The following is a 20466-nucleotide window of genomic DNA, read 5'->3' on the forward strand; positions in this document are numbered from 1 at the left end:
AAATAAATAATAGCTAAAATATGAAACTTTTGTAAAAATTTGTCGAAAAAGTATTGCACATTAAAAATATAAATGTTATTATATAACAGTCCTGAAACAAGGGATAAACAAGCAATAGAAAATCATTAGTGGCCCGTTGGTGAAGCGGTTTAACACACATGCCTTTCACGCATGCATCCACGGGTTCGAATCCCGTACGGGTCACCATTAAAAATTTCTATAATTGCTAAAAACAAATAAATATAGTATAATCATTCTATCAACGCCTGAGTAGCTCAGCGGTAGAGCAATCGGCTGTTAACCGATCGGTCGTAGGTTCAATCCCTACCTCAGGCGCCATTTTTATTGGCCCGTTGGTGAAGCGGTTTAACACACATGCCTTTCACGCATGCATCCACGGGTTCGAATCCCGTACGGGTCACCATTAAAAAATGTACTAGCTTAGAGCTAGTTTTTTTTATGTTCATTATTTTTTTAATATTCAATTAACAATAAAAAAAACATGATAATTAGTATCATGTCTAAATTATATTATAAATAATTTTTGATTATCTTAGAAACATCTATATCACTTTTTCCACTAATGCTTTGACCTTTGCCACCACCTCTAATATCAAAGTCATTTTTAAGTTGATTAAAAACTTTAACAATATCTAAATCACTTGTAGAACTTTTAACTAGAACAAATTGGTAGTTATCATGATTTTTGGCTTGAATCAAAGCAGATACATTATAATCTTGTTTAGCAATTTTTGCAGAAATATTCTTCAAGTCTTTAGAATTACTAACAGAATCAAAAATTACAAATTCATCTTTATCTTTTAATAACTTTTCAATAGCAAGATCATAATAATTAGTTTTCATAATATTATATTCATCAGTTAGTTCTTTATTTTTATCATAAATAGTATTAATATTCTTAATTAAATTATCTTCATTAGATTTAGTTAAAGCATATACCTGTTTCATATTTTCATTCATTTTACTAAAATAATCAACTAATGCTAAACCACAAGTATAAGTTAATTTATAACCTTTACTAGTATTTTCATAATCTAAGATAACTAAAGACTGTATTTTTTTGAGACTTTCAAAGTGTAAGCATCCACAAGCATTATAATCATTCAATGCAACTATATTAGTAATCCTAACAGGATTAGTATATTTAGGATTATCTTTTAGACCATATTTACCTAATTCAGTTTTATCAATATAAAAGATTTCCATGACTGCATCATCAATAATTAATTGATTTGCTTTAGCTGATATTTGTTCAATAATCTGTGGTGTTAAATTATCACCTTCTAAAACAATATCGTAATAGTTATCATGAACATGATGAGATATGGTATTAAAGCCATAATCAAGTTCTAACAATGCAGTTAGTAAATGTTGAGAATCATGTCCTTGAATCATGATAGTTCTATTATGCATATCTACAATTCCATGTACATCATCTTCTAGTTTTTGCGATGTAACATGATAAATCTCATCATCTTTTTTCATTACATGTTCAACTTGTATTCCATTTATAGTACCAATATCATTAGACATTCCGCCACCTTCAGGGTAAAAAGCAGTTTTATCTAAAATAGAATAAAAAAGACCATCTTTTTCAGTTGATTCTAAGACAGTTGCATCAAACTCGTATTCATTAATATTATTGTAATACAAAACTTCAGTTTTCATTTTATCACTCCTATAAAACATATTTTATCTAATGTATAAACAATTAGCAAACTATTTGTGTTTTAGTAGCAAAAAAGACATAAAAAATGATATAATCATTAGACACAGGAGGTAATCAATATGAAATTTAAAAGAGTATTTTTAATCGTATTAGATTCATTAGGCGTAGGAGCAATGCCAGATGCTGCAAAATTTAACGATGTAGGTGCTAATACATTAGAAAGTATATTAAAAGCAAAAGATATAGTAAATATTCCTAATTTACAAAAATTAGGTTTTACTAATTTATCTTCAATAAATAAATATCACACAAATAATCCTAAAGCAGTAGTTGCTAAACTAGCTGAAGAAAGTAATGGAAAAGATACAATGACTGGTCATTGGGAATTTATGGGTATAAAAACAGTTGAACCATTTGTAACATTTACAGAACACGGTTTTCCTAAAGAACTAATAGATGAATTAGAAGAGAAAACAGGTTATAAAGTTATTGGTAACAAAGCTGCAAGTGGTACTGAAATACTAGATGAATTAGGGCCTAGACAAATGAAAACAAAAGAGTTAATAGTTTATACATCAGCTGATTCAGTTTTACAAATTGCAGCACATGAAGATATAATTCCTTTAAAAGAGCTATATAGATGTTGTGAAATAGCTAGAGCTATTACAATGAAGCCAGAATGGTTGCTAGGAAGAGTAATAGCAAGACCATACATAGGAACACCAAACAACTTTAAAAGAACGCCTAATCGACATGATTATGCATTAAAACCACCTAAAGATACAGTATTAGATAATTTAAAAAACTCAGGTTATGAAACAATATCAATAGGTAAAATATATGATATATTTGATGGTAAAGGACTAACAGAATCAAATAAGACAATCTCTAATGATGATGGTATGGACCAAACAATAGCCATGGTTAAAAACCGTGATTTTAAAGGTTTATGTTTTGTAAACCTAGTAGACTTCGATGCTGTTTATGGTCATAGACGTAATGCTAAAGGCTATGCAACAGCATTAGAAGAATTTGATGTGAAACTAAATGAAGTATTAACTAATCTTAAAGATGATGATTTATTAATACTAACAGCAGATCATGGAAATGATCCAAACTTTAGAGGTAGTGATCACACAAGAGAATATGCACCATTTGTAGCATACTATAATAAACTTCAAAAAGGTAAAATGCTACCAGTGATAGAAAGCTTTGCATCAATTGGTGCTACTATTGCTGAAAACTTTGAAGTTGCATTACCAAAAATAGGAGAAGTAATAAATATAGACTAATTAAAAAGCCAAAGAAAAAAATATTCTTTGGCTTTTTTTGTATTATATATCTGTTAAATAAGATATTAATCATCTATATAGATTTATTTTATAAATAGACAAGATTTATAAAATAAATAAAAAATTTTATATAAGTAAGTTAAAATATATTGATTATTTACATTTTGTGTACTATAATCTAATTGATTAGAGTAGGTTATATATGTTAAGTGTTCTAACATGGGAAGTTGGTTAGAAACGAAGTCATAGACGCAATATTATACCGCATCCGCTAAATTTTTAACTAAATAAAAGTTAAGTGGTCTCTAAAATTTAGAATTTTTAGGAGGCTTTTTTATGGAATTAATCGCATCACAAGCAATTGTAGCGATAATTATTATTTTATTATTTGCCATTACATTAAAATATGACAAGAATAAAATTACAAGCAAAGAAATGACAATGGTAGCAATACTATGTGTTTTAACTGCAATATTAAGTAAAACACTATCAATTAAACTACCACCAGGACAGCCATTATTTGTAATATCACTTGCAATGTGTGTTACTACAACAATAGGTTTATTAGTTTCACCAAAACTTGCATTAATTGCAGGTTTCATAATTGATTTGATAGGAATAGCATTAGCACCTTTGTCAGGTGATATGTCAATGCCATTTCTAGGATTTACCTTATCAGCAATGTTAGGGGTGTACATTCCATCAGTGATGATCAGAAAAACTAAGTATACATCTCAAAAAACATTAAATATGATTATTTATATCTTCTTAGCAATCATGTTATTATTAGGGTATTTATATATTAATAATACGACATCATTATCAATAGATGGTGTGAAAAATGAACTAACATCTTCAATAAAGAATTTAGTATACATCTTATTAGTAGTAATGAGTGTAGTAGTAATTATAGTAAATAGCTATTTTGCTAAAAAGTATAATAATAAAAATAATAAATTATATGTAACAACATCACATATAACTTTAATTGTATTAGTAAGTGATGTAGTTACATCAATAATAGGAACATCATTATGGATTAATATAATGTATGGAGTACAGTTTGATATTGCAGCATCAACTAGAATAGTCAAAACTATACTGCAACTACCAATAAATGTTGTACTTATATTTTTAATATTAAAATATATGCCAATGCAATACAAAAAACATTTATTAAAAGATTCAAAACAAAAATAAGTATAATCAAAATATTCACACAAAAAAACAGGTATGCACTTTGCATACCTGTTTACTATTTTAATTATTCTGTAATGTATTGTGAAGTATAATCTTCAAGCTCAGCTTCAGTAAGAACACCAGCTTTAGTCATTTTAACTTCACCTTTACTTATGATAATAGTAGTAGGAGTACCACTAATCACAAATTTATTAATAAAGTTACTCTTTTCAGATTGATCACTAATTTGATCAATTTCAACTTTAACTACATTAACATTTTCTTTTTTATCAGTAAATTCTTTAACAATAGGTTCATATTGTTTACAATATTCACAAGTTGTTGAAGAAGCAACTAAAATAAAAGATTCCTTTGCATCAATTTTCTCTGTAACTTTTGCAGGATCAACAACTTCAACAGAAGATTTAGAACATCCAACAATAGCAATAGCTAAAAAGAATACTGTTAGCAAACTTAATAGTTTTTTCATTATATCACCTCAGTGTTATAATATCACAAGTAAAAAAGATGTCAAATAATTTTAAAAGCAAACTTCTGTATTTTTTCTGTGGTATTTGATAGAATGCATTACTTTATTTTATTAATGAGTTTTTTTATTTAGCTATATATGATAAAATATTAAGAGATGAGGTGATAATGTGGATAAAAAATTAATTATTATGATAGCCGTGGGGATTTTATTAGTAGCAATTATCATCGCACTAGTTACAAATTCCACCAAAAAATCAAATCGATTAAAACAATTAGATGAATTACAAGATAGAATTTCAACACTAAAAGCATTACCAGTACAATACTTATTGAACAAAGTTTCATTAATGCCAAAGACACCTGAAGTTGAAGAACAATACAACCGATGGAGTGAAAGCTATAATCGCTTATCTAATGAAGAAAGTAATAAGATAAAAAATGAGCTAATAGATATTGAACAGCAAGTCTATTCACGAAAATATAATCAAGCAAGTGAAAAAATAAGAGATTTAGAATCAAATATCAAAGCATATGAAACTGAGTATGAAGCAATACTTAATGAGTTAACACAAGCAACACAAATAGATGTTAAAAACAGAGAAGAAATTACAAATCAAAAAGAGTTATTTAGAAACTACAAGAAAATGTATCAATCAAATATAGATAATTATAAGCCTTATAATATTGCAATTGAACGTTACTTTGTAAATATTGAAGACTCATTTACTAATATAGATATTTTATTAAATCAATCTCAAGTTGATAAAGCAAGAAATAAAGCTGCAACACTTGAAGGAGAATTACTTAAAATGAAAGACATACTAAATAATCTACCAGTTGTCTTAGAAGATTTAAGTAAAGATTTACCAAAAAAATATGAATTAGTTGAGAAACACTATAATGATGTAGTAAAACAAAAATACAATGTAGCACATTTAGATATTGCCAAAAGAATTTTAATGATTCGAACAGAATTACTAAAAGTATTAGAAAATAATAACGATGTTTTTTTGAAAGACCTTCAAGACACATCACATTCATTACATAAAGAATTAGATTTAATTGATTCTCAATTAAATGAAGAAGTACAAGCTAATCTTATTTTAAAAGACAAGATTGATAAATTAGTTGAAACAGAATTAGAAGCATCTAAAAAAATGGATAAAGCAATCAATGAACTTAAAGAAATAAAAGAACAATATATTTTAACTAAAAATGAAGTTGCAAACTTAGATATGGAAGCAAATCTTTTAAAAGATTTTATATCAGAAAAAAATGAAATAGTTTCACTACAAGTTAAAAACAACTTTATCGCATCAGACTTAGTAACTAAAGCAGCAGATTTATATCCTAAATTTACAGCAATAATCATTGCAGTAGATGCATATATAAATCATATAGATAAACTAAGAACAGATGAAAAAAGACAATATGATGAGTATAATAACATGCATTATATTATCAATGATTGTGAAGCAAAACTAAGAGAAATGAATTTACCAAAATTATCACATGCATACTATGATACAATCGAACAATGTAAAAAAGGTTTAATAGATATACTAGCAATGTTAGGACAAAAGCCATTAGACATAAACAAGATTAATTCAAAGGTATCAGCACAACATGAGATAGTATATAAATTATATGATAATTCAAGAAACTTATTAAAAACAGCACAAATGGCAGAGAACACCATAGTTTTTGGAAATCGTTATCGATCAAGTAGACCAGAAATCGATTCAATGTTAGGAAGAGCAGAAATATTCTTTAATAATGGAGAATACACTAAATCATTAACAACAGCAATCGAATCAATCGAAACAATTTATCCAAGAATCAGACAAGAACTTCTTAGTTATAAGAAGGAACAACTAGAAAGTACTCCTATTTAATATAGGGGTATATTGTTTTAGGAGGGAAAAACAATGATCTATTTAGACAATGCAGCAACAACACAATTAAACAAAGATGTCCATGAGACAATAAATAAACTAAGAAGCAGCTATTTTATGAATGCAAACAGTCCATATTGGCCTGCAATTCAAATTTCAGATTTACAAGAAAAATCAAGAGCAATTTTAGCAGAAATGTTAAATGTAAATAAAAAAGAATTATTCTTTCTAAGTACTGGAAGCGAAGGAAACAACACAGCCATTAAAGGAATAGCCTTTAAGTTTTATGGAAAAGGTACTAAACACATTATTACTTCAGAAACAGAACATTCTTCAGTGTATGAAACATGTAAACAACTAGAAAGAAACTTTGGATTTGAAGTTACTTATTTAAAACCAAACAAACATGGAAGAATTTCTAATACAGATATATTAGAAGCAATAAAAGATAACACAATTTTAATTACCATAATGAAAGTTAATTCAGAAATGGGAACCATGAATTATGTAGAAGAAATCTATGATCAAATAAAAAAGATAAATCGCAACATCGTAGTTCATATGGACTGTGTACAAGCTTTTGGAAAATATGAATTAGATTTAAAGCACATGGATATGGCATCATTTTCTGCCCATAAAATAAATGGAGTAAAAGGATCAGCCTTGTTCTATAAAAAAGAAAACATAACAATATTACCATTGATTTCAGGTGGTGAACAAGAAATGGGATTAAGAGCAGGAACTGCTAACTACCATTTCAATATCGCATTAGCAAAAACATTAAAACTGTTTTTAGAAAAAAAAGAAAGTAGTCCAATTAAACCAAAATATGATTTAATGATTCAGCTATTACAAAGTGATTCAAGAATTGTAATTAATTCAGACTTACAAAATACTTCAATGTATATAATAAACTTCTCAATACCAGAATATAAATCAGAAGTAATTTTAAATGATTTAGAACACAAAGATATATATATATCAACTAAGAGTGCTTGTTCATCAAATGCTAAAAGATCACGTGTAATGGAATCATTACCTGTTGATGATAGCATAAAAGAAAGTGCCTTTAGAGTAAGCTTTTCATTATATACAACAATTGAAGATATCCAAACATTTTACAAAGAGCTAATTGCAACCCTTGATTCAATAACGAAAGGATAATCTAAATGCAAGACGTAATTTTAATTAGATATGGAGAATTAAATACTAAAGGAAAAAACAGAAGATTCTTTATAAATAAATTAGAAAATAATATAAAAAAGAGACTAAAACAATATCCAGAAATAAAAATAGATTCTAGAAGAGATAGAATGTATATAACATTTGATCAATATGATGTTAATCAAATAATGAAAAATTTAAAAAATGTTTTTGGAATTGCAAATTTTTCTTTAGCAAAAAAAGTAAAACCTAATTATGAGATAATTGAAAAAACAGTAATGGAAATAATAGATTTTAACAAATATAAAACATTTAAAGTAATTACTAAAAGAGGAAATAAACAATTTCCAATGATATCAGATGAAATTAATCGAAGTATCGCAACTAAAGTACTACAAGAAACAGATTTGAAAGTAGACGTAAGAAATTATGATCTAGGAATCAATATTGATATTAGATATGATTATGCTTATATCTTCTTTGAAAAAATACCTGGTGCTAAAGGTTATCCTGTAGGTGTTAGTGGAAATGGATTGTTAATGCTTTCAGGTGGAATAGACTCACCAGTTGCAGGATACATGGTAATGAAACGTGGAGTATCATTACATGCAATTCACTTTGCATCACCACCTTACACATCTCAAAAAGCACTGAGCAAAGTCATAAAACTATCTGCAAAGTATTTAGATTATACAGAAGAAGTAATATTACATAATGTACCATTTACTAATATGCAACTTGAATTAAATAAACATGTAGATATTAATTATTCAATGACAATAATGAGAAGAATGATGTATCGAATAAGTGAAGAAATTGCAAGAAGAAATAATTGCAAGATACTTATAAATGGAGAAAGTATTGCCCAAGTAGCATCACAAACATTACAAAGTATGTTTGTAATAAACAATGTTACATCAATGCCTATAATAAGACCTCTTGCTGCATTTGATAAAGAAGATATTATAGACATAGCAAAAAGAATAGATACATATGAAACAAGTATTCTACCATATGAAGATTGTTGTACAATATTCTTACCTGCAAATCCAGTTATTGAACCATCACTAGAAGTAACACTTAAAAATGAAGAAAGATTTGACTTTGAACCTTTATTAAAAGAAACAATAGAAAACACTGAAAGAATCATAATTAATCAAGAAACTATTGCAACATTACTAAATGTAGATGAAGATTTATTCTAGAAATTAGAGGCTGTAATGCATTGATTTAATAATCATGCATTATAGCTTTTTTAGTTTTAATACAGAATTTGTTCAGTTATTAATATATTTCATAAAAAAAGGCATTATTAAAAAGCCTATCACGATATTCAGTTTAAATATATCAATTAAGCTTAATTCTGCTTTTTTTATTATGATATTTTTTTATGTTATATCCTATACATATTAGTAAAAGCTCAGTTTTGACATTCTCTATCTTTTTTCTATGTATTCTAGTGTATTGATAATCTTGTTTAATTATTCCAAATGTTCCTTCTGCTTGGATACTTCTTTGTTTTCTTAAGTTACTACCAAAATCTCCTGTAAGGTTTTCATTTACTTTTTTGTACATTTCTTCAAGCTCAGGTGTAACTGTTATCATTCTATTTCCTGCAGCTTTAGTGCATTCTGATTTGACTGGACAGTCATTACATTTAGTGCATTCATATTTATATTGTTTTTTTCCGTAGCCATTTACATCTATTATATTTTCACTTATTAAAACATTAAACTCTTGATTTTCAGGACAAATTTTGAATCCATTTTCTGATGTTTTAAAGTTAATAGCTTGATATTTTTTCTTCTTAACAAAAGTTTTATCAAAATTAACTTTATTGAATAATGGGTATTTTAAAGTTAATTCCATATTGTGTTCTTTACAATATTTATAGTTTTCAAAACTACCATATCCAGCATCACCTACTGGATACTGTGGATAACTTTTATATTTAGATTTATACAAATCCATTAATGGAATGAATGTTCTCAAATCATTGGCACACTGAAATATATCTGCAACCATTATATATTCACTTGAAACTCCTACTTGGATATTATACCCTGGTTTAAAAACTCCAGTATTGTTATAATAATCATATTTCATGTGCATGAAAGTGGCATCATGATCAGTTTTAGAGTAACTGTTTCTATTTTCAAATATTTTAAAATGTTCTTCATATTTAGCTAATCTTGAATAATAATCATTTATTTTTTCATGTTTTCTTTGTAAATCGTGTTTTCTAGATCCTTTTCCATAAACAAACTCAATTTTTTGTTTTTTTATATTTATTTCAATATCTTCTACTATTGTTTTTAAGTATGTTGATTTATATTTATTTTTAACTGGAAAATATTGATCATAACATTTATTATATTCTACTATGAAAGTTGAAACATTAGTAAATAGTTTTTGTTGAAATTTTTCAACAGCTTTACGCCATACAAAACTAGTCTTTTTAGCATTGGCTTCAAATTTAGTACCATCTATATAAAGTTTTGAAGTATCAATTGAATCATCACAAGAGATAATATATTTATTTATATCATAAAATATATTTTCTATATTTTTATCAACTAAATTTTCATTTATAAATGTTGCGAAAGCATTGTGAGATGGAGTCTTCATATTACAAAGACTCATAAATCGTATGTCTGTTTTACATGCTTGTTCTATTTTTCTTAAAGAATAAATTTGGTTAGTATATGCAAATAAAATAACTAGTAACATCATTGTAGGATCATACCCTTGATTACCTCTATGGTATGATCGAGTTATGTATTTTGATAAATTAAATCCTTTCATTAGTTCTACAAATGAATGTACTACATCATCAGCTGGTGAAATTACTTCTACTTCTAGTGGTAAAATAAGCTGAACTGGTTTATAATTAAAAGCATAATTGTTATTGAGTAATTCGGTATTCATATATCAATTATACTAAAAAGGAAGAACGTTTTCTCTACATTGAGTAAACATTCTTCCTTTTATTGTATAGAACTATATATGCTAATGCATTACAGCCCCTTTTTTATTTATAAAAGGAAATTCCTAAATGAAAGCATACTAATAAATAGATTATGATGATACTAATAAAAAAAATTAAAGCATATTATTTACTCTTTGTAAACTTTTGGTATATTAAAACATAGTGCTACAAATCAATACACAATGCTACTATTTAACTCTTTAATAATTTACTAAATAGAAATATAATCAAAATAAGGAGTGATGAAAATGTTGAACTACGAAAGTTTAGGGAATAAGATAAAACAAGAAAGAATAAATAGAGGTTGGTCACAAAATGATATTGCTGTTAATTTGAAAGTATCTAGACAATTAGTCTCAAAATGGGAAAATGGTATTTCTTCACCAGATTTAGAAAGATTAATTGAGTTATCACTATTATTCAAAATTAACTTAAATGAATTTATAAAAGAAGCATATCAATACACTCATGAAAATGATGAAAGTAAGCAATTAATTAAATCTAGTCAGGAAGAAGAATATAATAAAAGTAAGAAACTATTTTTGATGTTTCAATACACAATTGTCTTTTTAATACTTATTCAAATAGTGTTAAAAGCCTTCTATTTAATAAAATACTATAATTAGTAGTAGTAATAAAAATACTCAAATAATAATCTAAAAAAATATATTTACAATAAAAAGCAAAAAATGGCTAGTCTTAACTACATCATTTTTTGCTTTTTAAAATATAATGTCATATTTGCTAATGTGACATTAATAAATATAACCCATTAGTCACATTTAGTTGTTTACTGGATTTTATTTATTTAGATTTAATATTACTAAGTGTAACAATAAACTCACTGTATTCTTTTATAACTGACTTTACTGTAATACTTCCATTACAAAGTATTAGTATTTGTTTTACTAAAGATAGACCTAATCCATTACCTTGTTCACTATGTGAAGTATCACCTTGATAAAATTTATCAAATAAATGATTAATAGTATGTATATCCATACCTATGCCATAATCTTTAATAATAAAAATAATATCCTTATTATTAGTAGTTAGACTAATTTCAATAGTACCACCATCTTTAGAAAATTTAATAGCATTATCTATTAAATTTAGCCAAACTTGATATAATAATTGCTCATCATTAAAAATATTAATATTAGCTAGATCTAAAACAATAGTAATATTTTTATTAGCCCAACTTTGTTCAGTTAAAGCTACAACTCTTCTAATTTGTTCATCTAAACTATATTCAATCTTGTTTGTTAATATATTAGTATTTTCTAAATTAGACAATTCTAATATATTATTAGAAAGATTAGCAAGCCTACTAGATTCATCAATAATAATTTGGATATATTCACTCTTTTCTTCATCACTTAAGTCTGCAGTTTGTAGTAGTCTAGCAAATCCCCTTATTGAGACAATAGGAGTTTTAAACTCATGAGAGAAATTACTAATGAAATCATTCCTTAAAGTTTGAGTTAAAGCAAGTTCACTGACCATAATATTAAAACTATCATTTAAATCATTTATTTCCTTAATACTTTCAGTATTTAATCTAACATTAAAATCGCCATTAGCAACTTTTTTAGTTGCTACAATTACTTCAGAAATAGGTTTAACAATCCTTTTACTAGCAATAGCTGCAATAATAGTTCCAATAATAGTACTAGCTATTAACATAGTAAAAAAGACTAATGTAGGTCCTAAACGATATAAATATACAAAAACACTTGATAATCTTAAAACTGCAATTAACAAAATAGTTAATGTACAGGCTGTTAACATAGTTAAAAAAACAAAAACAATTGGAATAGTTTGTAAAGTTAATTTATCCTTGAAAAAATTATTCATGATATTTCTCCACCTTATATCCAACACCTCTAACAGTAATAATTTTGAAATCATCAACATCATTTAATTTATCTCTTAATCTGTTTATATGAACATTAACAGTATGATCATTAGTGTTAGAATCTAACCCCCATATTTCATCCATTAATTGAATTCTAGTAAAAATAATACCAGGATAACTAAGTAACTTAAATAATAGTTGAAACTCCTTTTGTGGTAAATAGATAGTTTGATTATTAAAATGAATAGACATACTATCATAATCAACAACCGTATTATTAATAATAATTTTCTTTTCTAAAGCAATTTTAGCTCTTCTCAATAAAGCTTTAATCCTTAAAACTAATTCTTGTTCATCTATAGGTTTAATCATATAATCATCAATACCTAGATTGAATCCTTTAATTTTATCTTCTGTATTAAATTTAGCACTAACCATAATAATAGGAATGTTTATATTTACATCTCTTAAAGATTTAGTTAATTCATATCCATCTAAAACAGGCATCATAATATCCAAAACAATAAGATCTATCTGCTCTTTATCTAATACATTCAAAGCAACAATACCATTTTCAGCATAATAAGTATCAAAACCATTCATTTTTAAAACGGCACACATCAATTTACGAGTATTCTTGTCATCTTCAACAACTAAAATTTTAAACATAAAAATACCTCCACTAATAATATAATTACATAATAAACCATATTAATCAACTCAAGATAAATTTTTTGAAAAAGTTTATCTTAAGTTGATATTAACTTGATATACTAGTTGAGTGATAAGGTATGCAAATATAAAATTATTATTTTTATAATTTACACAAATAGCACATATAAGCCTAACAGGTGTATGGTAAAATGAATTAGTTATTTATAAAGGGGGATAAAAATGAACGAATTAGATGCCTATCGAAATAAAATTGATGAAATAGATAAAAAAATCATTAGTTTATTAGAAGAAAGACTTAATTTAGTTTTAAATGTAAAAGAGTATAAAAAAGAAAATAATATTGCAGTATTAGATGAAAATAGAGAACAACAAGTGTTAAATAAAGTGGATTATTACACTAAAAATAAAGTTTATTCACAATTAATTAAAAATACCTTTATCAGTATTATGAATGAGTCTAAAGATTTACAACGAAAGGAGTAATATTTTATGTTACTAGAATTAAAAAATATTACTAAAGTATATGGTAGTGAAAAAAATGGTACTATCCAAAAAGCTTTAGACAATGTTAATTTAGGTTTTGATAGACAAGAATTTGTTTCGATTTTAGGACCAAGTGGTGGTGGTAAATCAACATTACTAAATGTAATAGCAGGTCTAGATAGACCAACATCAGGAGAATTATTAATAGAAGGAAAAACAACTAAGAAATTTAAAGATAAAAACTGGGATTTCTATAGAAAAAATAATGTAGGTTTTGTTTTTCAACAGTTTAATTTAATAGAGCATTTAACTGCTATTGAAAATGTTGAAATTGTTATGACATTAACAGGAATAAATAAAGCAGAAAGAAGAAAACGTGCTTTAGAGTTACTTAAAGAAGTAGGTCTTGAAGAAAGAGTAGACCATTTACCTTCAATGTTATCAGGTGGACAAAAGCAACGTGTAGCTATTGCAAGAGCATTAGCTAATGATCCAGATATAATCTTAGCAGATGAACCAACAGGAGCATTAGATACTAAAACTGGTTTATCAATTATGAATCTACTAAGTGAAATATCTAAAGATAAATTAGTCATAATGGTAACTCATAATAGAAATCTTGCATATGAATATTCAACAAGAGTTGTCTCAATAGCAGATGGAAAGATTATAAATGATGAAGTGCTTAAAACTAATGAAAAAAATATAAAGAATACTTCATTATCTAAAAAAGATAAATCAATGCCATTTAAAGAAGCAATTAGATTGTCATTTAGAAATATGGTTAAGAAAAAAGGTCGAATAATCTTAACAGCATTTGCTGGATCGATTGGAATTGCTGGGATTTCATTAGTAATGGGATTAGGAAATGGAACAACTAATTTTATCAATAATGAAATGGTTAAGTTTGGTTCTTCTAATGTAGCAACTATTGCTATAACAACTAAAGGCGATGATAATCAACTTAATAAAGTAAGTAAAAAAGCTGATTATGAATTTGTTACAGATAATGATGATATTTTACAACTTAGAAGAAAACTAACTGATCAAGGTACTTGGTTGATAAATGATGAGTCAGAGGATGTAACAGCTTATGCCTTAGCTAGTCCAGATAATCAAGAGTATTTAGAAGAGTTTATAACAGGAGATTTACCAAAAGAAGGTAAAAATCAATTATTAGTAAATCAAGCATATGCAAGAGCAATCTTAAAAGCTACAGGTGAGAAAAAAGATACTGATATAAAAGAAGCAATTGGAAAAAGTGTAGAACTTGATTTATCATCATCTGGTTTTGCCGGTAGTCAAAAATTCAAAGTATCAGGAATTGTAAATGAGATAGATGTTGATACTTCAATGTTGTATTACAACTATGAAGATATGAAAGATTTTTATAAAGACACTAAGATACCAATGACTACTGAAACAGTTTATTCATCTACTAGTCAAAAGAATCCAGAGTTTGAAATAACTGTTAAAAACCCACATGAGTTAACTGAAGTACAACAATGGGTAATAGAAAACTATCCAGGAGAAACAAGTAAAGTGGCAAGTGCAAATCCAATGGCAAGTATGATTGGAAATAGAGTAGGAATAAGTATGAACTCATTTGCTTTAATATTCTATCAAGCTTTAAGCACCATTATTTCTATGGCACAACTAGTAATGATACTATTTTTAGTAGTGGCATTAATTGTATCTTCAATATTAATAGCGATAGTTCAATTCTCAAGCGTATTAGAAAGAAAAGTTGAAATAGGAATATTGAAAGCTGTAGGAGCTCGTAAAAAAGATGTAATTCGAGTATTTGAATCAGAGGCTATTATGTTAGGATTATTAGCTGGATTAATTGGTGTTGGATTATCATTTGTTATAGCACCAATAGCTGAAGTAGTAGTAACAGCTGTTACTGGATTTGATGCAACAGGATTACTATCAATACCGTTAACTTTAAATATAAATGGTAGTGATTATTATCTATTACCACAAATAATATTAATCCTAATAAGTGTAATAGTAGCTGCAATTGCAGGATACTTACCAGCAAGAAGAGCAACTAAAATGCAAGTAATAGATGCATTGCGTGATGAATAGGGGGAAACAACATGTTAGAAGTAAAATCAGTATCTAAATATTATTCATCAGGTAGTGGTAAATTTAAAGCACTAGATGAAATAAACTTTCAAGTTGAACCTGGTAATTTAGTTGCCATAGTTGGACCATCAGGTGGTGGGAAAACAACACTAATGAATATACTAGGAGCACTAGATAGCGACTTTGATGGTGATGTTATAGTTAATGGTAAATCACTTAAAAGTGCAGCAGGAAAAGATTTAGAATCATATCGAAAAAATACCGTAGGTTTTGTATTTCAAAACTTTACACTTATAAATTCATTAACAGCATATGAAAATGTCGAACTTGCCTTAGAAATATCTAATGTAGACAAAAAAACTAGAAAAGTAAAAGTAATGGAATTACTAAATTCTGTAGGACTAAAAGAGCATGCTAAAAAGAAAGTAAATGTATTATCAGGTGGTCAAAAACAGCGTGTAGCTATTGCAAGATCATTAGCTAATAATCCAGATATTATATTAGCAGATGAACCAACAGGAGCTTTAGACCAAGAAAATGGTTTAGAAGTAATGAAAATACTATCAGAAATTGCTAAAACAAGAACAGTAATCATGGTTACACATGATCCTGGATTAGCTAGCAAATATGCAAATGTAATAATGAATATTAGTGATGGGAAATTAACATCTATTGAGAATAATCTAGTTAATGAAGAAAAAAGTGAGCTAGTTTTAGAAAACAATAATTCAAAATCAAATATGCCATTTTGGACATCATTTAAATTGGCTTTAAGAAATCTTAAATTAAAAAAAGGACGTACTATTGCAACAGCAATTGGAATGTCAATAGGAATAATAGGAATAGCATTAGCACTTGCACTAACAGATGGAACAAGATCATCAATTGAAAATCAAGTACTTTCAATATTCCCTGCAAATGCTATTACAGCAACACTAAACGATGATGAAGAAGATAGCAAATTATCATATAAAGATTATGAAAAAATAAAAGATATCGCAGATGATGCATCATATGTTTATTTCCAACCATCATCATTTATGTTTACAATAGCTTCAACAAATAAAAATAGTGCTGATGTAGTTAAATTTAGAGAAAACACTATTAATGGAGTAGAAGATAAAAACCCAACAACAATGATGGCAAGTGTTGTTCCATTTAGCTCTGGTGATAATAGCATTGGCTTTGGAAAAGTTCCAGACAAAGATGATAAATACGGTGTGCTTATCTCTTTATCAACAGCTCAAGAATTAATAAAAGACAAAGAAAAAGTTGAAGACTTAATAGGCAAAAATGTCTATGTATCAGCTGTTGATATGTCAGAAAGATCAAATGCAACAACACCAAAAAATGAAACAGTAAAATTTACTATAAGAGGTATAACATCAGAAAATACTCTTTTATCATCAATGTATACTAATGAAGACATTTATAAAAATGTTTTAAATGACTATTTTGATAAAAGCATAAAAGATACAGAAGCAATGTCAGTAATGCTTGCAAGTGATGAAGTAGCAAGTGTAAATAGCTATGCTGATGAATTAAATAAGAAACAAGATAAATATTTATTTGAGCCTAGTGCACAAAGTGTTTTATCAACAGTAAATGGAATTTTAGATTTAGTAAGAAACGTTTTAATAGCCTTTTCTAGTGTATCAGTATTTGTAGCAATCTTAATGATTGCGGTAGTTATTTATATTTCTGTACTTGAAAGAAGAATGGAAATAGGAATAATAAGAGCAATTGGTGGACGAATGAAAGATATTAGAAATATGTTTGTTTCAGAATCAATGTTAATTGGTTTATTATCAGGAATTATTGGAGTTGTTGTCTCATATGGTATATGTGAAATAATTAATAGTGTAGTCACAAGCATTTTAAGACAAACAAATGAAAACTTACCTGCAATGAATGTTGCTTCATTAACACCACAAACAGCAATTATCTTAGTGTTAATAACAACTTTACTTGCAATTATATCAGGTTTGATACCTTCAATAAGTGCTGCAAAATTAGATCCAGTAGATGCAATAAGAAAAAAATAATATATATTAATAAAGTAAATGAAAAGAAAGCTAATATATCAGTAATTGATGTGTTAGCTTTCTTTTTATTAAATATATTATAATAAAAATAAAAAAATATATAGTCATAACTATTACACATAGATAACAATAGCTCTTCTTAAAACTGAAAATATCTTTATATAAACAACATTTACTAAATACTTGGATAACTAAGTGAACTTATATAATTATCATTGTAAAGAAATTTAAGGAGGTATAATATGAAAAACATAATGTACAGAGCTATTCAATATTTAAAATATAAAAAAATTAAAAGTATCATGTTAATAGCTTTATTCAGCATAATGAGTATTGTATTGTTACTATCTAGTAGTCTTGATTCAACAATATCAAATTACTACAATAGTATAAATAATAAAAATGGAATAGAAGTCTCAGTAAATCCAGTCATGTCAAGAAAAACACAACAGCCATCAAGTAATAGTGATAGAAGAACAGCTACAAATGTAACTGCAGAACAATTAGCACAAATACAAGAATTAGAATATATCACTGATGTAAAACAAAATACTAATCTAAGTGTAACATCTGATGGAGTAGAGGCAATTTCTTATAGTGAAGAAGAAACAACAAGTAATAGTACAAATACAACTCAATCAGGATCAACTGCACTGTCTAATGTAATACCTGATGCATCAAAAGATAGTGGATCAAGTGAACGTAGAAATCAAATGAGCAATGGACTAAGAATATATGGTTCAACAAATTATAATTTAGAAACAATTTTTAGTGAAAATACTATTTCATTAAGTTCTGGTGAAATGCCAACAACAGATAATCAAATAGTAATTAGTAAGACATTAGCAGATGATAATGATTTAAAACTAAAAGATAGCATTACTTTAAAAAATAGTAATGATGAAGATAAAACAGCTAAATATACAATAGTAGGTATCTATACATATAATGCAACTCTAGATGAAATGAGCATGCAAATGATACCAGAAAATACGATGTATACAACATATTCTGCAGTAACATCAATGGTATCAAGCGATTATACTCCAATGATATCTACTCAATACTATGTAAATTCAAGTGATGATTTTGAAACATTCAAAGAAGCATATTACAAAATAACAAATACGACAGAAGAAACAGTACAACTATCACTAAATGATGAAGTGTATACAAGCACAATCCAACCATTAAGCCAAATAGCAGAGATAATGTCAAAAGCTAAAATAGTAATAATAGTAGGAATATCAGCATTGATAGCAATTATTTTATACTTAATGATAAAAGAAAGAAACTATGAAATAGGAGTTCTCTACTCACTATCAGAAAGAAAAAGAAACATAGTGACACAGTTTATTACAGAAAATGTAATACTAGTTAGTATTGCTTTTATTGTAGGTCTAGCAGTATCATTAGCTGTTGGAAGCAATATCATATCAATCCTGCTTAATATGGATGTCTTTAGCAATATAAAAGATGGTGCTACAAGAATGGGTGGTGGCAGATCAATGATGCCTTCATCATCAGCAACAGTTGCTACAGATATAACTGCAAGTTGGGACATACTAGGAATATCTAGTGTTTATTTGATACTAGTAATATTAGTAATCATAATTACATTAATAACAGTATCAAAAACACTAATGAAAAGACCAAAAGAAATAATTAATGATTAGGAGGAACAAAAATGTTACAAATTAAAGATCTATCATTTTCATATGATAGCAATATTAAAGTACTTGATAATCTAAATGCGACCTTTGAAAGTGGCCAAGTAGTAGCAATTCAAGGAAAGAGTGGCCAAGGTAAATCAACACTGTTAACAATATTAGCAGGATTAGAAAACAACTATAGTGGAGAATTGTTATTTGATAATAAGGTAATTGAAAAAAAGGATCTATTTGAATACAATAAAGAAAATGTAAGTATCATCTTTCAAGAGTTGAATCTAATCAAATATTTAAGTATTGATGATAATATAAAACAAGGATATCTAGTTAAAAACAAACAATACTCTGCTGAAAATTTAGAAAAATTCATTAAGAAATTTGATATGGATACAATAAACCTAGGTAAGATGCCAGCAACATTATCTGGTGGACAACAACAAAGAGTTGCGATTATAAGAGCACTTTTATCTAATACAAAAATAATATTAGCAGACGAGCCTACATCAAGTGTAGATTCAGAAAACTCACTTAATATAATTCATGAATTAAGAAAGATTGCTCAAGAAGAAGATAAAATTATTATAGTAGTAACACACGATGATATCGTAGCAAAAGAGTGTGATAAAACATACTTATTAAACAATAATGGTTTAACACAACTAAATCCAAAAATATCACAAATATTAATTTCAAGTACAGTTCAATCAATAAAAACAGATGAAAATGATGAAATAAAAAAAGAAGATATAAGTGAACCTGAAATTGTAATAAATACTGAAATAGTATTGGAAGAAGAAACAATAAATAATACAAATGAAACCGAAGCTGAAATAGTGAAAAGTGATGAATTAGTATTAGAAGAAACAAGCAATAATAAAGAAGTTATAGAATTAGAAGAAGAAATAAAAAGTATAGATGAATAAAAAACAATATACAAAAAGCT

Annotated in this window: 16 protein-coding genes, 3 tRNA genes and 1 riboswitch; of the genes, 14 read left to right on the plus strand and 5 right to left on the minus strand. The window is 27.0% G+C overall.

Annotated features, from left to right (window positions below):
- Positions 1–130: 130 nt before the first annotated feature.
- From ACD762_RS01770 to ACD762_RS01780, 3 genes are all read left to right on the plus strand, one after another.
- A tRNA-Glu gene (locus ACD762_RS01770) sits at positions 131–207 on the plus strand.
- Positions 208–264: 57 nt separating this feature from the next.
- Positions 265–339, plus strand: a tRNA-Asn gene (locus ACD762_RS01775).
- A gap of 8 nt (positions 340–347) precedes the next feature.
- Positions 348–424 (plus strand) — tRNA-Glu (locus ACD762_RS01780).
- A gap of 107 nt (positions 425–531) precedes the next feature.
- On the opposite strand, the gene ACD762_RS01785 is transcribed toward ACD762_RS01780, so the two are convergent.
- Positions 532–1689 (minus strand): hypothetical protein, encoded by a 1158-nt coding sequence (locus ACD762_RS01785; RefSeq protein ID WP_423364161.1) that lies wholly within the window; start codon positions 1687–1689, stop codon positions 532–534.
- A gap of 120 nt (positions 1690–1809) precedes the next feature.
- On the opposite strand from ACD762_RS01785, the gene ACD762_RS01790 reads away from it, so the two are divergent.
- Together ACD762_RS01790 and ACD762_RS01795 are read left to right on the plus strand one after the other, a co-directional pair.
- Entirely contained in the window at positions 1810–2982 is a 1173-nt protein-coding gene (locus tag ACD762_RS01790) for a phosphopentomutase (RefSeq protein ID WP_423364162.1), read from the plus strand.
- A gap of 185 nt (positions 2983–3167) precedes the next feature.
- Positions 3168–3258, plus strand: a riboswitch (THF riboswitch).
- Between the two features lie 60 nt (positions 3259–3318).
- On the plus strand, positions 3319–4182 hold the full coding sequence (locus tag ACD762_RS01795) for a hypothetical protein (protein ID WP_423364163.1): 864 nt from the start codon (positions 3319–3321) through the stop codon (positions 4180–4182).
- Positions 4183–4246: 64 nt separating this feature from the next.
- On the opposite strand, the gene ACD762_RS01800 is transcribed toward ACD762_RS01795, so the two are convergent.
- Complete coding sequence (locus ACD762_RS01800; RefSeq protein ID WP_423364164.1) at positions 4247–4651, minus strand: thioredoxin family protein; 405 nt, start codon at positions 4649–4651, stop codon at positions 4247–4249.
- Between the two features lie 169 nt (positions 4652–4820).
- Here ACD762_RS01800 and ACD762_RS01805 point away from each other — a divergent pair, with 169 nt between their 5' ends.
- The 3 genes from ACD762_RS01805 to thiI are packed head-to-tail and all read left to right on the plus strand — an operon-like array spanning position 4821 to position 8917.
- On the plus strand, positions 4821–6548 hold the full coding sequence (locus ACD762_RS01805) for a septation ring formation regulator EzrA (protein ID WP_423364165.1): 1728 nt from the start codon (positions 4821–4823) through the stop codon (positions 6546–6548).
- Between the two features lie 33 nt (positions 6549–6581).
- Positions 6582–7712 (plus strand): cysteine desulfurase family protein, encoded by a 1131-nt coding sequence (locus tag ACD762_RS01810; RefSeq protein WP_423364166.1) that lies wholly within the window; start codon positions 6582–6584, stop codon positions 7710–7712.
- A 5-nt stretch (positions 7713–7717) separates the two neighbouring features.
- Positions 7718–8917 carry a tRNA uracil 4-sulfurtransferase ThiI gene (gene thiI, locus ACD762_RS01815; protein ID WP_423364167.1) on the plus strand — a complete coding sequence of 400 codons (1200 nt, stop codon included), beginning with the start codon at positions 7718–7720 and terminating at the stop codon, positions 8915–8917.
- Between the two features lie 133 nt (positions 8918–9050).
- On the opposite strand, the gene ACD762_RS01820 is transcribed toward thiI, so the two are convergent.
- Positions 9051–10640: an IS1182 family transposase gene (locus ACD762_RS01820; RefSeq protein WP_423363416.1), complete on the minus strand. Its 1590-nt coding sequence runs from the start codon at positions 10638–10640 to the stop codon at positions 9051–9053.
- A 309-nt stretch (positions 10641–10949) separates the two neighbouring features.
- On the opposite strand from ACD762_RS01820, the gene ACD762_RS01825 reads away from it, so the two are divergent.
- Positions 10950–11327, plus strand: a complete 378-nt coding sequence (locus ACD762_RS01825; protein WP_423364168.1) for a helix-turn-helix domain-containing protein — start codon at positions 10950–10952, stop codon at positions 11325–11327.
- A gap of 178 nt (positions 11328–11505) precedes the next feature.
- On the opposite strand, the gene ACD762_RS01830 is transcribed toward ACD762_RS01825, so the two are convergent.
- Positions 11506–12558 (minus strand): HAMP domain-containing sensor histidine kinase, encoded by a 1053-nt coding sequence (locus tag ACD762_RS01830; protein ID WP_423364169.1) that lies wholly within the window; start codon positions 12556–12558, stop codon positions 11506–11508.
- Positions 12551–13228 carry a response regulator transcription factor gene (locus tag ACD762_RS01835; protein ID WP_423364170.1) on the minus strand — a complete coding sequence of 226 codons (678 nt, stop codon included), beginning with the start codon at positions 13226–13228 and terminating at the stop codon, positions 12551–12553. Before ACD762_RS01835 ends, ACD762_RS01830 begins: the two co-directional genes overlap by 8 nt.
- Before the next feature lie 225 nt (positions 13229–13453).
- Between ACD762_RS01835 and ACD762_RS01840 the strand changes: the two genes are divergently transcribed.
- The 5 genes from ACD762_RS01840 (at position 13454) to ACD762_RS01860 (ending at position 20446) form a co-directional block, all read left to right on the plus strand.
- The gene (locus tag ACD762_RS01840) at positions 13454–13717 is read left to right on the plus strand and encodes a chorismate mutase (RefSeq protein WP_423364171.1); all 264 of its coding nucleotides are present in this window, start codon (positions 13454–13456) and stop codon (positions 13715–13717) included.
- A 6-nt stretch (positions 13718–13723) separates the two neighbouring features.
- On the plus strand, positions 13724–15808 hold the full coding sequence (locus tag ACD762_RS01845; protein ID WP_423364172.1) for an ATP-binding cassette domain-containing protein: 2085 nt from the start codon (positions 13724–13726) through the stop codon (positions 15806–15808).
- 11 nt (positions 15809–15819) lie between these two features.
- Positions 15820–17853, plus strand: a complete 2034-nt coding sequence (locus ACD762_RS01850) for an ATP-binding cassette domain-containing protein (protein WP_423364173.1) — start codon at positions 15820–15822, stop codon at positions 17851–17853.
- 242 nt (positions 17854–18095) lie between these two features.
- Positions 18096–19529 carry an ABC transporter permease gene (locus tag ACD762_RS01855; RefSeq protein WP_423364174.1) on the plus strand — a complete coding sequence of 478 codons (1434 nt, stop codon included), beginning with the start codon at positions 18096–18098 and terminating at the stop codon, positions 19527–19529.
- 11 nt (positions 19530–19540) lie between these two features.
- Positions 19541–20446: an ATP-binding cassette domain-containing protein gene (locus tag ACD762_RS01860; protein ID WP_423364175.1), complete on the plus strand. Its 906-nt coding sequence runs from the start codon at positions 19541–19543 to the stop codon at positions 20444–20446.
- The last annotated feature ends 20 nt before the right edge of the window (positions 20447–20466 follow it).

This window comes from Mycoplasma sp. P36-A1, assembly GCF_049478495.1.
In the GTDB taxonomy this organism is placed as follows: Bacteria; Bacillota_I; Bacilli_A; order JAJDGJ01; family JAJDGJ01; genus P36-A1.